Source organism: Tenacibaculum sp. M341, from assembly GCF_004337695.1.
In the GTDB taxonomy this organism is placed as follows: Bacteria; Bacteroidota; Bacteroidia; order Flavobacteriales; family Flavobacteriaceae; genus Polaribacter.
Window position 1 is genome coordinate 72,603 of record NZ_SJXJ01000011.1, and the last position, 14,905, is coordinate 87,507.

A 14,905-nucleotide genomic window follows, 5' to 3' on the forward strand; every position below is an offset into this window, starting at 1 on the left:
TATTTTCTATGTTGTCATAATATCAGACACTCTCAGTAACTCTCTATCAATTGGATTTTGTCCTTTGATTGCTTTTTCTAAATCGGTTGACTTTACTTCGTTATTTACAAGTCCAACCATTAAATTAGATTTCCCATCAATCAATAGCTCAACAGCTTTCACTCCTAAACGAGAAGCTAAAACTCTATCAAAACAACTTGGAGAACCTCCACGTTGCATATGCCCTAATACAGAAACTCTTACCTCATATTCAGGCATATTTTCTTCTACATAGTCAGCTAGTTCATACACATTCTTTCCAGACTTATCTCCTTCAGCTACTACTACAATACTTGAAGATTTACCTGATCTTCTACTTTTCTTTAAAGACTCTAACATTCTTTCTAGTCCTAAATCTTCTTCAGGCACTAAAATTTCCTCTGCACCTGCTCCTACTCCTGCGTTTAAAGCGATAAAACCTGCATCTCTTCCCATTACTTCAACAAAAAATAGTCGATTGTGTGAAGAAGCTGTATCTCTAATTTTATCAATAGCATCCATTGCAGTATTCAAAGCCGTGTCATATCCTAATGTATGTGAAGTACCATATATATCATTATCAATAGTACCTGGAATACCAATTACAGGAAAATCATATTCTTGATTAAATACAACTCCACCTGTAAAAGAACCATCTCCTCCAATTACTACCAATCCATCTACTTCATGTTCTTTTAGGTTTTCGTAAGCTTGTGCTCTTCCTTCTTTGGTCATAAACTCTTTTGATCGAGCTGACTTTAAAATAGTTCCTCCTTTATTAATAATATTGTTTACACTTCTTGCGGACATTGGAATAAAATCTCCCTCAATCATTCCTTGATACCCTCTGTAAATTCCAATACATTCAGTTCTATAATACGCACACGCTCTAACTACAGAACGTATGGCTGCATTCATTCCAGGTGAATCTCCACCGGAAGTCATTACTGCTATTTTTTTAATTTTTTTACCCATAAATGTTGAATCAAATTTACTTATTATTTGCAATTATTAGTCATAAAAATGCGAAATCGTTTTCGATTTGTAGCAAAATATTACATTTTAAATTATTTAGTTAATTTAGCCTACAAACCAAAATTATGCAACTTACATCACTAGATTATATCATTATAATTTCATTTTTCATTATTTCTTTAGGAATCGGTATTTACGCAGCTAAATCGGCTGGAAAAAACAGTTCTGAGTTCTTTTTATCTGGTAGAAACATGCCTTGGTGGTTATTAGGTGTATCTATGGTAGCTACTACTTTTGCTGCTGATACTCCTGGTTTAGTTACTGAACTTGTTAGAAAAAATGGAGTTTCTGGAAATTGGGTTTGGTGGGCAATGCTATTAACGGGTATGCTTACTGTATTCTTTTATGCCAGATTATGGAGACGATCAGGTATTTCTACTGATCTAGAATTCTACGAGTTAAGATATTCTGGAAAGGTTGCTGGTTTTTTAAGAGGGTTTAGAGCCATTTATTTAGGCGTTATTTTTAATATTATTACCATGGCGGGTGTGTGTTTAGCTGGTGCTAAAATTGCTAATATTCTTCTTGGTATTTCTCAAACACAAATGCTTTTGTATTCTTCTATTATAGTTGTTATTTATTCTTCTTTAGGAGGATTGAAAGGTGTATTGTTAACCGATTTTATTCAATTTGTAATTGCTATGATTGGTTCGGTTTGGGCTACTATATATATTGTAAGCCTTCCTGAAATTGGAGGTATATCTCAATTACTTTCAGAACCAACAGTACATAGTAAATTGAATATTTTACCTGATTTTTCAGATAAAGAAAGTTTAATTACCTTATTTATTATTCCTTTTGCTGTTCAATGGTGGAGCACTTGGTACCCAGGAGCAGAACCTGGAGGTGGTGGTTACATTGCTCAAAGAATGTTAGCTGCTAAAGATGAAAAGAATGCTACTTGGGCAACCTTGTTTTTCAATTTTGCTCATTATGCTCTTAGACCTTGGCCTTGGATTATAGTTGGTTTGGCTTCTTTAGTTATTTTCCCTGATGTTTCTAGTATTAATGAAACTTTCCCTGGACTTACCAAAGAAATGCAGGGAGATGATGTTGCTTATGCTGCAATGATGACTTATTTACCTGCTGGTTTATTAGGAATTGTATTAACTTCTTTAATAGCCGCTTTTATGAGCACAATTTCTACGCAATTAAACTGGGGTAGCTCATATATTGTTAACGACTTTTATGCACGGTTTATAAACACAGAAGCTTCTGAAAAGCAAAAAGTTATTGTTGGAAGAATTGCGACATTAATATTAATGTTATGCGCCGCTTTGTTTTCATTTTACTTACAGTCTGCAAAAGATGTTTTTGACTTGTTACTACAAATTGGTGCTGGTACTGGTCTATTATTTATCCTTAGATGGTTTTGGAATCGTATCAATCCATACAGTGAAATCGCTGCTATGGTGATATCTTTTTTGATCGCCTTCTTTTTCTTTATTAATAATAAAATGGACGCTCCACTTGTAAGTATTCCTTCTTATTGGCAACTAATACTTGGAGTAGTAATTACAACTATTGGATGGATTATAACAACGTTAGTTACTCAACCTACTGATACTAAAACTCTTGATAATTTTAATCAAATTATTTTTGGTAATGAAAGTAAATTTAAAAACGTAGGAGCTAAAATAGTTGCTTTTTTTGCGGGAGTTATTGGGGTTTATAGCTTTTTATTTGCTACAGGAAACTGGATTTATGGAGAAGTAACTAATGCCGTTATTTTAAGTATTGTGTCTCTTGTTTGTGTTTTTACTATTATAAAACTATGGAAATTAAAATATTTAGATTAATTTTTTCATGTACCAAAAATTAGAAAACAATCAAGAAGTTTTAGTGAATGAGTTTGGTTTTATGCTAATGTTATCGGGTAATATTACTGTAACAACCAACTCTGAAACTTACTTAGTAAAGCCTAAAACATTTTCTTTTGTAAGCAATAACTTTAATATAATAGCTGCATCGCCTTTTATTGATGCTTATTTTATTCCTTTAGACACTCCTTTTTTTAAAAATCTTCCTGAAATTCAAACTGAATGTAAAAACATAAATGAATTTAGTTTTGCTTTTTTGAATATTATGGATTTTCAACACAAAAAAAGCATCATAGATAACATAAAAGCTATTCCTACTTCTAAAATCTCATTATTAAAAAGTTACTTACACATTTTAGCTAATCAGTTAATTAATGACATAAAAAATATTACTGTATCTAAACTTAGTGTTTTTGAACAATTTGAAAATTTAATTGAAACAAATATTGAAAATAACTTCTGTGCTGGTACCTATGCTGAAATGCTAAACATTCCTCTAAAAAAATTAATTAAAGAAGTAAAAGTAACCACTAACAAAACTCCGTGTAACATAATTACAGAGAAGGTAATTGAGAAAGCAAAAACTAAACTCTTAGAAAGTAATGATACAAGTCAAATGATTGCTTATCAATTAGGTTTTGAAGACCCGTATTATTTTATAAAATATTTTAAAAAGAATACTTCTTTCACTCCTACTCAATTCAGAACTAAATTCAAAAAGGTTTCTTAACAGGGAATTTTTTCCATCATTTATATTTTTTGTCCATTTTAAAAAACCTCAATTTACTTGAAATTTGTATCAAATTAAAAACGCAAGTAACATGAGTTTATCACAAATATTAACTGAAAGAAAATCTAAAAACGAACAAAATATTCCATCTGACAAATGGGCTATTATGGAAAGAGCTACCAAAGACTTAAAAACTGAAAATTTAAGTAACAAGGCTATTAAAACTGGAGAGATTCTTCCTAACTTTAGTTTACCTAACATACACAATAACCTTGTCTCATTAACTGATTTTAATGCTGATTTCTTAATCGTCTCTTTTTATCGAGGTGGTTGGTGTCCATTTTGTAACATGGAGTTAAAAGCTTTACAAGATATTTTACCTGAAGCTAAAAAATTAAATACTGAACTGGTTGCTATCTCTCCAGAAACACCTGACAACTCCATAACCACCCATGAAAAAAATGAGCTTAGTTTTGAGGTTTTAAGTGATTTGAATAATACATATGCTACATCAATTGGTTTGGTTTTTCAATTGCCTGAAGATTTGAGAGAAGTATATCATTCTTTTAATATAGATGTTCCTAAACATAATAATAACAATGATTACGAATTGCCTATGCCTGCAACTTATGTATTAAACAGTAAAAGAGAAATTATTTATCATTTTATTCCTGAAGATTACACCGAAAGATTGGAACCTACCACTATTTTAGAGGTTATTAAAAACGCTTAAACTTATAACAACCCAATATTTGGGTTGTTATTTTTTTTGTAACAAAAAACCTTTCACGGATGTGAAAGGCTGTTTTAGATTAATCAACCAAATAAATCTAAAAATCATCTACGAAAAAAGAAGTTCCGTAGTGAAAAAAACAAAACTTTTAAACTAACTACACTACTAAATTAATCAGTATTTGTAGTTTTTTATAAAGTTATTCGTTGTATATTTTGATAACTTAGGTTAGCTATAGGATTAGTTTCGATGAACTGCAAATTTAGTCGTTAAATCGCGAAAATAAGAAATTATAATAAATTAAGACGCTTCATTAATTCTGGTCTGTTTGACCTACTTACTGGTATTACATCTTTACCTATTAATACACTATTATCTTCAATATCTATAATTCTCTTTAAATTAATAACATAAGACCTGTGTACCTTTAAAAACAGTTCATTTGGTAGCTTTTCTTCTATCTTTTTTAAGGTAGAATGTACAGTGTAATTTTTTTCTTTGGTTTTTATTAAAATGTAATCTCCTTTTGCCTCTACTAAGTTAATACTAGGTATTTCAATTTTAATCAACCTTCTATCAATGTTAATGTATAGTTGTTGATCTTCTTCCTTGGCTTCTTGGGTTGCTTTAGTTTCCTCTTCTACTTTTGCGGTTGATTTAAACTTTCTAGCTTTCTCTACTGCTTTAATAAATCTTGGAAGTTCTATTGGCTTTACTAAATAGTCTACAATGCAATCGTATTCAAAAGCGTCAATAGCAAACTGTTTATCTGAAGTTGTTAAGATTACTCTTGGTGGATTTTTTAATGTTTGAATTAAATCAAAACCTGTAAAATCTGGCATGTGAATATCTAAAAAGATTAAGTCAACTTCGTGCTGATTTAGGTATTTAATTGCTTGTATTGCATTAGAAAATTCTTCTATCACATTTAAAGACCCTTCGCTTTTACATAGTTGACTAACAATAGCTCTTGCAGCAGATTCATCATCAATAATTAAACAATTCATATATAGCTTAAAAGTTTTACAATGTGTCTAAAAAATTAGACATTACAGTTAATAGTTTCATAAAATCATCGTGTTCATTTGCGTTCTCAGAAAGAAGTTGTTTTTCATGATTTACAGCAAAATCATACGACTTTTCTAAGCCTAAAATACTAATTTTATGTTTAACTTTATGAACGATTTCAGCTGATTGTTTAAAATCTTTATTTTCTATTGATTTTTTATACGCCGAAACTTCTTCTGGAAGCTCTGATTTTAGTATCGAAATCATTTTTTCTTCGAATTCGGTATCTCCACCAGACAAATCTTTGATGTAGTTTAAATTGGGGGCTTCAATTATCATGATTAATGTTATTTTTTAAATTCTATAAAGAATGTTGTGCCAATGCCTTTTTTACTTTCAAGCCATATTTTTCCACCGTAAGCATCTACAATCTTTTTAACGATTGACAATCCAATACCTGAAGAATTTTTATGATTTCCCAATGATTGAAAAACTTCAAATATTTTCTTGTAATACTCCTCTGGTATTCCAACACCATTATCTGATACACTAAAGATAAAACTTTTATTTTTTTCTTTAAAATCTATTTCTACTATCCCCTTTTCTTTATCAATATAATTTACAGCATTACTCATTAAATTTTGAAAAAGTTGTTGAATTCTAACTTTATCAGCATTAATAGTAGGTAAATTTTTATTGATTTTGATTTCTACATGCTTTGGCACATATATAATCTTCTTTATCTCATCTACAACTTCGTAAGTATTTACTTTTTCAGTGTTTGCCAAAGAATCACTATCAATACTTGAATAATTTAAAATATCATTGATCAGTCGTTCCATTTTTTCAACTACTTCCTGAATCAAATCAACATTTTTCATTCCTCCCGATCCTAAAGACTCTCCATAATCTTCCTTCAACCAACTTGTTAATGCCGAAATACTTCGCAAAGGAGATTTTAAATCATGAGATACTACATGTGCATACTCTTCTAATTCAACATTTCTCCTTTCCACTTTTTTCAACAACTGTTCTTTCTGACGCTCTAAACTCTTAATATGAGTGATATCTAAAATAATACCAATAGAACCTATAATTTCTCCTTGAATATTAAAATTAGGTGCCGTACTTACTAAAAGTGATTTTTCTACATTTACATTATTGATAAAACTAAATTCATAAGAACCAGATCTTCCTTTGTTTCTTCTCTTTTGAATTAGTTCTTTTATTTTATCTTTCTTAAATAAATTTCGAATGTCTTGTTGTAAAATTTCATCTTCATCAAAACCAGTCATCTTGATAAAACTCTTGTTAGCTGATAAAATGAAATTATCATTATCTAACTCTACCAAACCTAACTGTAAGTTTGCAATAATATTACTGTAACGTTTTTTATGAGCTTCTAAGCTTTTTCGGTAGTTTCTTGACAAAGTAACATCTCTGTAAGTCCACAAATGTCCTTTGTACTCTTTCCCTTCTGATACAGGTATATAATCACGCTCTAGAATTCGACCGTTTTTTAAGCGAATTTCATCTCCTAGCACCACTTTTTTGTCCTTTACTAATTTTTTCACCCTTGTACTATGATACTCAGGATTTTCAAAAATCAACTTAGTTTCTTCAAGTAATTTAGCTGAATTTTCACCTATTAGTTTTCTTTTATCTATTGAAAATAACTCGCGAAACTTATCATTAGTAATTACAATATCTCTTTGTTCATCTTCTAACAACACCCCACTATCTAATTTAGATATTAGTGATGACAGTCTGTTTTCAGATTCTACTAATTTTCTATTGGCTAATTTATTTTTTGTAATATCTTCAATGGTAGCAACCTGAAATTTTATCTTGTTATCCTTATCTCTTACAGCTTTAACAGTTGTTTTAGCCCAAAGAATATCTCCGTCTTTTTTAATATATCGTTTCTCTAAGCTAAACTTGTTTAATTCACCTTTGCTAAGCTTCGATTTTAAGAGAGTAGATTTTTCTTTATCTTCTGGATGAGTAAAATCTGTTACTTTCATTTTCTTCAACTCGCTAGATGAATACCCCAACATCTTCCCTAAAGATTTATTCACGAAAATAAAATCATTCTCATCTTCTTTAGACAATGTTATTCCTATAGGCGAATTATTAAAAATAATATCGAGCTGATCTTTTTGTGTTTCTAATAAGTTCTGAAGTTCAATTTCTTTGGTAATATCTCTAACAATACCTTGTGCTCCTATTATTTTCTTTTCCTTATTATATATAAGACTAGAATTAACTTCTATTTGCTTTATACTTCCGCACTTTCTAATAATACGTGCTCTATATTTAGAATAAGATCCATCATCTAATAATTTTTTGAATGATCCCAACGTATATTTGTAATCATCTGGATGTATTAACTTCATCAAATTAAAAGGCGTGTCTTCGTCATGTTTGTAACCAAATAACTCAGAAGCAATGTTATTCATTTTGATAACATTTCCTTTTAAATCAATAGAAACAAAAGCATCATTGATGTTCTCAAAAATACCAAGTAATTCAGCTTCTTTTTGTTGAAAAGTATGTTGCAATTTTTCATTCTTACTTTCTAACTCAAGATTTTTTTTCTCAAGCTCAAGAATTCTTTGCTCCTTAATAAGCAGCTCGTTATGTTTCTCTTTTAAAGAATGTTCTAAATTGTCTGTATCAATTCCACTCATAAATTCTAAATTGAACAATAATTAAAAGCTTACCTTTTACTCCAATTTACGAGTTTAAATTAATAAAATTTGTCGGTTAATTTTAAGTCTTAGCAGTAAAAATCTTAAACAGTTATTAATTCGTTAGCACTCCAATAAGATAATACCTTTACTAATTTACTTTGATAATCTTCATATTTAAGAGGCTTTACAATATAACCAGCTATCCCTATTTTATAACATTCTAACATGTCTTTTTGATTGCTCGAAGTAGTTAGTACAACAGTTGGTAAATATTTTAGAACTTCATCATTTTTTAAGATCTTTAAAAACTCGATACCGTTAATTTTAGGCATATTTAAATCAAGTAATATAATACTTGGAAGATTGTCTCTGTCTGATAAAATTTCTAATGCTTCTTCTCCATTATTAGCCTCAATAACATTATGAATAGAATTTAATTTTGATAAAATTCTATTAAACTTCATAATCTCTATTTGATCATCTTCAATTAACAAAATTGTTAATTTTTTTTGCATTTTTTATAATTTAGTAGCTTTAATCTGCAATTTAATTTTAATATCACCCGATTTTTTTTTCTTTAGTTTAAGTAATCGTATTTAACGGTAAAGAGTAGAAAAGTGTAGACGAACAGACTAAATGGCTCTTTCAATATTTTTGAGTTTTAATTTTCTTTTATATCTTCAAAAACTAATTTTTGTTTGTTACAAATATGTATTCAACTCTTTAAAATCAACTTCAATTGATCTATTCATCTTTTAAAAAATATATTCTACTACCATTCATCATTTTCGCTTTTTCTTGTAAAAAAAACGTTTCTGAATACACTTATACCAACGAGTTAATTAATGAATCTAGCCCTTACCTACTTCAACATGCTCATAATCCTGTAAATTGGTATCCTTGGAAAAATCAGTATTTAGAGAAAGCTAAAAAAGAAAACAAACTCATTTTATTATCTATAGGTTACTCTTCATGCCATTGGTGCCATGTAATGGAGAAAGAAACTTTTGAAGATAAAGAGGTCGCTGAGTTTATGAATACACACTTTATAAATATTAAAGTGGATAGAGAGGAACATCCTAATGTAGATAAAACATATTTAACTGCTGTAAAAGTAATGACTGGTAATGGTGGTTGGCCTTTAAACTGTATCCTTTTACCTAATGGTGAACCTCTTTGGGGTGGAACTTATTTTAACAAAGAAAATTGGTTAAATGCTTTACAAAATATTCAAGCTATTTATGCTGAAGATCCTGAACAAGCGAAAGAATTTGCTACCAGATTATCTAAAGATTTAATTTCACTACAAACGGTTTCAAATAATCAAAAAAACATCAATTTCTCAACTGATACTTTAAAAGTGTTCATTAACGATTGGAAACAAAGTTTAGATACTATTAACGGAGGATTAGTTGGTAAAAACCAGTTTCCAAGACCAAGTAGTTATCAATTTCTATTGAGATATTCACATCAAACAAACGACACTTTATTACAACAATTTGTATTTAAAACATTAGATAAAATAGCATTAGGCGGATTGAATGATCCTATTGAAGGTGGTTTTGCTAGGTATACCGTTGATAACAAATGGCATATTCCTCATTTTGAAAAAATGTTATATGATAATGCTCAGTTAATTTCATTATTTTCAAATGCCTATCAATTATCTAAAAATGAACGTTATAAAAAAATAGTGTACAATACCTTACACTTTACAGATACCAATCTCCATAAAAATGATCTTTATTTCTCTTCTTTAAATGCTGATAGTTTTAATGAAAACAACGAATTGGAAGAAGGTGCCTATTATACATGGAAAAAAGACTCTTTACAAACATTCATAAAAGATGATTTTGAATTATTCAGCGATTATTTTGGAATTGATAAAATTGAAAAGTTAGAAAACAAGCATGTTTTGTTACAAATATATAGGGATAGTGTTTTTGCAAAAAAACATCAACTAAAACTTGATGAGTTAAACACAAAGGTTTCCTCTTGGAAGAAAATATTATTAGAAAAGCGTGCTAATAGAGTTGCTCCTGAATTAGATAATAAAATACTTACTTCTTGGAATGCTCTTATGTTACAAGCTTTAACTGATGCATATAAAGTTTTTGGAGATGAAAGCATAAAAAAGAAAGCTATTAAAAATGCCATCGCTCTAAAAAACAAAGCTATTTCAAATGACGGATCGGTATACAGAAGTATAAATTCTGAAAACAACAAAATAAAGGGCACTATGGAAGATTATGCTTTGCTAATTAATTCTTACATATCTTTATACCAAATAACATTTGATGAAAGTTGGCTACAAACAGCCAATAAATTAACAGAATATGTACTGAAAAATTTCTATGATAAAAATAAAGGATTCTTTTATCCTTTAAAAGAGAATCAGAATTCCATTATGAATAACCTAAATATTGAAGACATTGTAATACCTTCAGCTAACTCTGTAATGAATAAAAATCTTTTCTTTTTAAGCCATTATTTTGATCATAAAAATTACGCTGACATTTCTTATAAAATGCTACATAACATACTACCCAAAATAAAAAAACACCCTTATTCATATTCTAATTGGTTAGATAGTTATTTAAATCTTTCACTTCCTTTTTATGAAACTGTTATTGCAGGTGAAAATGCGCTCGAAAAATCAAAAGAATTAAATAATTATTACATACCCAATCAACTATTATCTGGTAGTACACAAAAAAGTGAACTTCCTTTATTAAAAGGACGATTTACAGATAGTAATACATTTATATATGTTTGCGTTAACAAAACATGTAAACTCCCCACAGATGACATAAAAAAAGCACGAGAAATGCTTACAAAACAATAATATATCAAAAACAAGAGAGGTGCTTTAAAAGCACCTCTCTTGTTTTCTAAACTGATCAATCGATATTTTTACTTGATAAAATTACATCATCAATCCAAACTTTTCGATACCCTCCATTTTTCTGATAATCAACCCAACCTAATGTTATGGCTTCAAAAAAAGGAAATGTCCAATCACCATTATTTTCATTACTTAAACATCCTTTCTCAAGATTGTTTCCTTTTAATTCATGCACTAATTCATTATCCAACCACAACTTCATATTATTAGTTTTTCTATTCATATACCATTTTAGAGAAAACCATCTTTTCTCAGGTATTTTAAACTTTGTATGATGCCAACAATCCGATTTTATTCCTTTAGTATCATAATTTGCCATGAGTCTTTGGTTATGTTGACCTCCATAACGAACCTCAGCTATAAAATCTTTCTCTGTTTTTCCAGAAGCCTGAATCATTGTCCAGTGAATTCCATCTGGAGAAGCTTCTTCTATGTACATTTTTAAACTTCCATAATAGAATTCAGTTTCTTTATTAAAAAGATCATACACAGAAATAAAAGCTCTATTCTGAAAACCTTCTCCACTATTAAAAAACATTGATTTTTTTCCTGAAAAAGATTTTGTTGTATCTATATAAACTAATCCTTCTCCCGATGTAACCCATGGAGATATTGGTTGCTTTTGTGATTCATATTTTTCAAAATCATCTTGGAATACAATTGTAGTATTTTTAGCACACGAAATAAAAAGCAACAATATTGCTACTATTAACAACTTAATAGTCTTCATATTAATTTAGTTATAATAAACACATTCTAACAATATGATACGGCGATTTCCACATGTTCACTTTAGGTACATGTATTGGGTTTTTGTCTGCATCCAATTTTTCATACCATTCACCATGACTATGATCTATCGCTTTTGTAGACCAAAACTCCATTACCTCATCTAAAATTGAAGCTATTTCTTTTTTACAAAACTCCGCAATACGCATTTAAACCTTCGCTCTTCTAGCATTTAAATCTAAGGTTACTTCATCCATTTTACTTTGATTTAAGGGATACAGCACCATTAGGCCTGCAGCAATCATGGTAACAATTGCAGGTATCCAACTCATTAACATTATTATTCCTGGAATAGCCTCTTTAATGGAAGCTCCACTTTGTCCATCATAGCCATAGATAGTTAATACAAATCCTATAATTGCGCCAGCAATACCTCCACCAAACTTGGAAGCAAAAGAACCTGCCGAGTATACTAAACCTGTTGCTCTTCTTTTATTTTTAAATTCAGAGTAATCTGCAGCATCACCAAGCATTGCAAAAAACAATGTTGGAAAAATAGCAGCAAAAAATTCAGAGATAATTCCTAATACGAAAATTAAAATTATATCATTCGGTCCACAAAAAAATAGTAATGCATTGATTGTACCAGATAAAACTAAAGCATAAATAAATAAATTTCTTTTTCCAAGTCGTTTACCTAAGGGAGCTGTTACAATGGCTCCAGCTATAGAAGCTAACATTAAACCTACTAAAAAACTAGCTGCTAATAGTTGATCATTTAGATAATGGGTAAAATAGATTACTATAATACCTTGTTTGATGGAGTTATATATATTGAATAGTAACCCAACTACCAATAAAACTAACCATGCTTTATTTGTTATTAAATCTTTAAAGTCTTGTTTTAAATTACTCTTTTGCCCTTTTGGTGGTGAAACTCTTTCTTTTGTTGCATAAAATGTATACAACATAAAAACAATCAAAAAGAAGGATAATACATAAATAGATTTGCTATATCCATTATTCTGATCTATTATTGAAATATTTTCTTCCGCTAGATCAGCTTCTCCTTCAACTATAAAAGAATATTTTTCACCTGTTTTCATAGCGAAACTTTTTCTATTACTAGGTTCCTCATTCTGAAGAGCCTCATTTACTCCTGCTCCCCATGTAAACATGGCAATACCATCTTCAGTTTTTACATTCACACTAGAAACATCTTCTAAAGCTTCTATTTTAACACTATATTTTTTGTTTTCTAATTTTTCTATTTGAATAGTTGAACTTACTTTACCAAATGAAGCTACTAAATACAGTAGTAATCCTTGCACTAGCATACCTCCAACAAAGGCTCCTACCATTCTGTACGAACCTAAGCTAGTTCGTTCTTTATCATCGCCCGTCATCACAGCCATTAAAGCTCCATAAGGAATATTATTAGCCGTATAAATTAGCGTAAATAGAATATAAGTGATGTAGGCATAAACTATTTTACCTTTATCACTAAAATCTGGACTTGTAAATAACAATGATAAAATAACACCTAATGGTATTGCTGTCCATAAAATCCAAGGTCGGAATTTACCATATTTAGAGTTTGTCCTATCTCCAATAACCCCCATTAAAACATCACTAATTCCATCACTAAATCGAGCAGCTAAAAACAATACTCCAACTGTGGCTGGACTTAATCCAAAAACATCCGTATAATAAATAAATAAAAAAGTAGCGACTCCTCTCCAAGCGATATTCGCAGCTCCATCCCCTAAAGCATATCCTATTTTCTCTTTAATGGTAAGTTTCGTTTGTTCTAACATGTGTGTTTTTATTTGGTTAATATGTTTTTCTTTATTTGATTATAAACTTCTCTCTTTTTATCTTTCTTATGAAATAAATAATGACATTATTGTTATGATTGTAAAACTGGTTAAAGCTAAAATGGTTGTCATCATTGTCCAACTTTTAAATGTCTGTTTTTCATTTAATCCTAAATATTTTCCTACAAGCCAAAAACCACTATCGTTCACATGTGACATGATTGATGCTCCTGACGCTATAGCAATCACTAACAATGCTTTACTTAATTGAGAAATATCTCCGTTAGCTATTAAAGGGGCAGTTACACCCGCTGCAGTAATCATTGCTACTGTTGCTGAACCTTGTAAAACTCGAACTAAAACAGCTATAAAAAAACCGAAAAACAACATCCCTATTCCAATACTAGAAAAATAATTCGCTAACATTTCACCTGTTCCTGTATTAATTAGCATTTGTTTAAAAACACCACCTGCTCCAGTTAACAAAATAATTAAGCCAGCTGGTCCCATAGAATTTGTAGCTACTTTTAATAACTTATCTTTTGACCATCCTCTTTTGATTCCTAATAGATACCATGCTATTATATTTGCAATTATTAAAGCTATAAAAGGATTTCCAATCATTTTCATCCATTCTTTCACATTTTCAGAAATAACATCATTCCCTACTAATGGACTATTTAAAAAGGTATTACCTACAATTAACAAAATAGGTATAATGATGATGGTAATAATTAATCGAATTGCCGGGTACTCTTGTTCTTTATCTAATTCACTTTCTAATTTTGGAGCCTCAACATGTATTTTTTGAGAAATGTATTTTGCAAATAGAGGTCCACACACAACTGCTGTTGGTGCTCCTACTAAAAAACCAAACAAAATAACCCAACCTAAATCTGCTTTTAAAATATCAGCTACAGCTACTGGTCCAGGAGTTGGGGGTATAAACGAATGAGTAATTGCCAGTCCTGCTAATAGAGGAATTGCATATAATAACAACGACTTTTGTGTTCTTCTTTGTAATGAATATACCATCGGTATTAAAATGATAAATGCTACGTCAAAGAATACTGGAATAGCCACTAAAAAACCCGTTAACATTAATGCCCATGATGCATTTTTATCGCCAAACTTTGATAATAAATAAGTAGCTAATGCTTCTGCGCCTCCTGATTGTTCTAGAATGGCTCCAAAAATTGCACCTAAACCTACAACTAAAGCTACAAAACCTAAGGTATTCCCCATACCACTTTGCATGGTTGTAATAATATTTGAAGGTGACATACCTGCAACAACACCAACAACAACACTAGCTATTAATAACGAAATAAAAGCCTGAATTTTAAATCGTAATATTAAAACTAACAAGATAGCAACACCTGAAAAAACTGCCAATAAAAGTTGATAATCTAACATA

The 14,905-nt window shown here is 30.0% G+C and carries 13 protein-coding genes; 4 read left to right on the forward strand and 9 right to left on the reverse strand.

The window, feature by feature from the left end; genetic code table 11:
- Nucleotides 1-6: 6 nt before the first annotated feature.
- A complete protein-coding gene (gene pfkA / locus EYW44_RS14010) occupies nt 7-993 on the reverse strand; it encodes a 6-phosphofructokinase (protein ID WP_132724296.1) in 987 nt (328 codons plus the stop codon).
- 125 nt (nt 994-1,118) lie between these two features.
- On the opposite strand from pfkA, the gene EYW44_RS14015 reads away from it, so the two are divergent.
- The 3 genes from EYW44_RS14015 (at nt 1,119) to EYW44_RS14025 (ending at nt 4,336) form a co-directional block, all read left to right on the forward strand.
- Nucleotides 1,119-2,852: a sodium:solute symporter family protein gene (locus EYW44_RS14015; RefSeq protein ID WP_132724297.1), complete on the forward strand. Its 1,734-nt coding sequence runs from the start codon at nt 1,119-1,121 to the stop codon at nt 2,850-2,852.
- Between the two features lie 7 nt (nt 2,853-2,859).
- Nucleotides 2,860-3,603, forward strand: coding sequence for an AraC family transcriptional regulator (locus EYW44_RS14020; RefSeq protein ID WP_132724298.1), 744 nt, complete (start codon nt 2,860-2,862; stop codon nt 3,601-3,603).
- Between the two features lie 91 nt (nt 3,604-3,694).
- Entirely contained in the window at nt 3,695-4,336 is a 642-nt protein-coding gene (locus EYW44_RS14025; RefSeq protein WP_132724299.1) for a peroxiredoxin-like family protein, read from the forward strand.
- A 290-nt stretch (nt 4,337-4,626) separates the two neighbouring features.
- Here EYW44_RS14025 and EYW44_RS14030 read toward each other — a convergent pair whose 3' ends face one another.
- The 4 genes from EYW44_RS14030 to EYW44_RS14045 all read right to left on the reverse strand — a co-directional run bounded on the left by EYW44_RS14030 (nt 4,627) and on the right by EYW44_RS14045 (nt 8,552).
- On the reverse strand, nt 4,627-5,343 hold the full coding sequence (locus EYW44_RS14030) for a LytR/AlgR family response regulator transcription factor (protein WP_132724300.1): 717 nt from the start codon (nt 5,341-5,343) through the stop codon (nt 4,627-4,629).
- A gap of 16 nt (nt 5,344-5,359) precedes the next feature.
- The gene (locus tag EYW44_RS14035) at nt 5,360-5,683 is read right to left on the reverse strand and encodes an Hpt domain-containing protein (RefSeq protein WP_132724301.1); all 324 of its coding nucleotides are present in this window, start codon (nt 5,681-5,683) and stop codon (nt 5,360-5,362) included.
- 8 nt (nt 5,684-5,691) lie between these two features.
- Nucleotides 5,692-8,034, reverse strand: coding sequence for a PAS domain-containing sensor histidine kinase (locus EYW44_RS14040; RefSeq protein ID WP_132724302.1), 2,343 nt, complete (start codon nt 8,032-8,034; stop codon nt 5,692-5,694).
- Nucleotides 8,035-8,138: 104 nt separating this feature from the next.
- Nucleotides 8,139-8,552: a response regulator gene (locus tag EYW44_RS14045; protein ID WP_132724303.1), complete on the reverse strand. Its 414-nt coding sequence runs from the start codon at nt 8,550-8,552 to the stop codon at nt 8,139-8,141.
- Nucleotides 8,553-8,776: 224 nt separating this feature from the next.
- Between EYW44_RS14045 and EYW44_RS14050 the strand changes: the two genes are divergently transcribed.
- Entirely contained in the window at nt 8,777-10,882 is a 2,106-nt protein-coding gene (locus tag EYW44_RS14050; protein WP_132724304.1) for a thioredoxin domain-containing protein, read from the forward strand.
- A 55-nt stretch (nt 10,883-10,937) separates the two neighbouring features.
- On the opposite strand, the gene EYW44_RS14055 is transcribed toward EYW44_RS14050, so the two are convergent.
- The 4 genes from EYW44_RS14055 to EYW44_RS14070 form a co-directional block, all read right to left on the reverse strand.
- Nucleotides 10,938-11,672, reverse strand: coding sequence for a hypothetical protein (locus EYW44_RS14055; protein ID WP_132724305.1), 735 nt, complete (start codon nt 11,670-11,672; stop codon nt 10,938-10,940).
- Between the two features lie 10 nt (nt 11,673-11,682).
- On the reverse strand, nt 11,683-11,880 hold the full coding sequence (locus EYW44_RS14060; protein WP_132724306.1) for a hypothetical protein: 198 nt from the start codon (nt 11,878-11,880) through the stop codon (nt 11,683-11,685).
- Nucleotides 11,881-13,488 (reverse strand): MFS transporter, encoded by a 1,608-nt coding sequence (locus EYW44_RS14065; RefSeq protein WP_132724307.1) that lies wholly within the window; start codon nt 13,486-13,488, stop codon nt 11,881-11,883.
- 66 nt (nt 13,489-13,554) lie between these two features.
- Nucleotides 13,555-14,904, reverse strand: coding sequence for a GntP family permease (locus tag EYW44_RS14070; protein WP_132724308.1), 1,350 nt, complete (start codon nt 14,902-14,904; stop codon nt 13,555-13,557).
- Between the last annotated feature and the right edge of the window lies 1 nt (nt 14,905).

Coding starts and splice junctions, on each gene's coding strand:
- pfkA (WP_132724296.1), bottom strand. CDS start 993: ATGGGTAAAAAAATTAAAAAAATAGCAGTAATGACTTCCGGTGGAGAT.
- EYW44_RS14015 (WP_132724297.1), top strand. CDS start 1,119: ATGCAACTTACATCACTAGATTATATCATTATAATTTCATTTTTCATT.
- EYW44_RS14020 (WP_132724298.1), top strand. CDS start 2,860: ATGTACCAAAAATTAGAAAACAATCAAGAAGTTTTAGTGAATGAGTTT.
- EYW44_RS14025 (WP_132724299.1), top strand. CDS start 3,695: ATGAGTTTATCACAAATATTAACTGAAAGAAAATCTAAAAACGAACAA.
- EYW44_RS14030 (WP_132724300.1), bottom strand. CDS start 5,343: ATGAATTGTTTAATTATTGATGATGAATCTGCTGCAAGAGCTATTGTT.
- EYW44_RS14035 (WP_132724301.1), bottom strand. CDS start 5,683: ATGATAATTGAAGCCCCCAATTTAAACTACATCAAAGATTTGTCTGGT.
- EYW44_RS14040 (WP_132724302.1), bottom strand. CDS start 8,034: ATGAGTGGAATTGATACAGACAATTTAGAACATTCTTTAAAAGAGAAA.
- EYW44_RS14045 (WP_132724303.1), bottom strand. CDS start 8,552: ATGCAAAAAAAATTAACAATTTTGTTAATTGAAGATGATCAAATAGAG.
- EYW44_RS14055 (WP_132724305.1), bottom strand. CDS start 11,672: ATGAAGACTATTAAGTTGTTAATAGTAGCAATATTGTTGCTTTTTATT.
- EYW44_RS14060 (WP_132724306.1), bottom strand. CDS start 11,880: ATGCGTATTGCGGAGTTTTGTAAAAAAGAAATAGCTTCAATTTTAGAT.
- EYW44_RS14065 (WP_132724307.1), bottom strand. CDS start 13,488: ATGTTAGAACAAACGAAACTTACCATTAAAGAGAAAATAGGATATGCT.
- EYW44_RS14070 (WP_132724308.1), bottom strand. CDS start 14,904: ATGTTAGATTATCAACTTTTATTGGCAGTTTTTTCAGGTGTTGCTATC.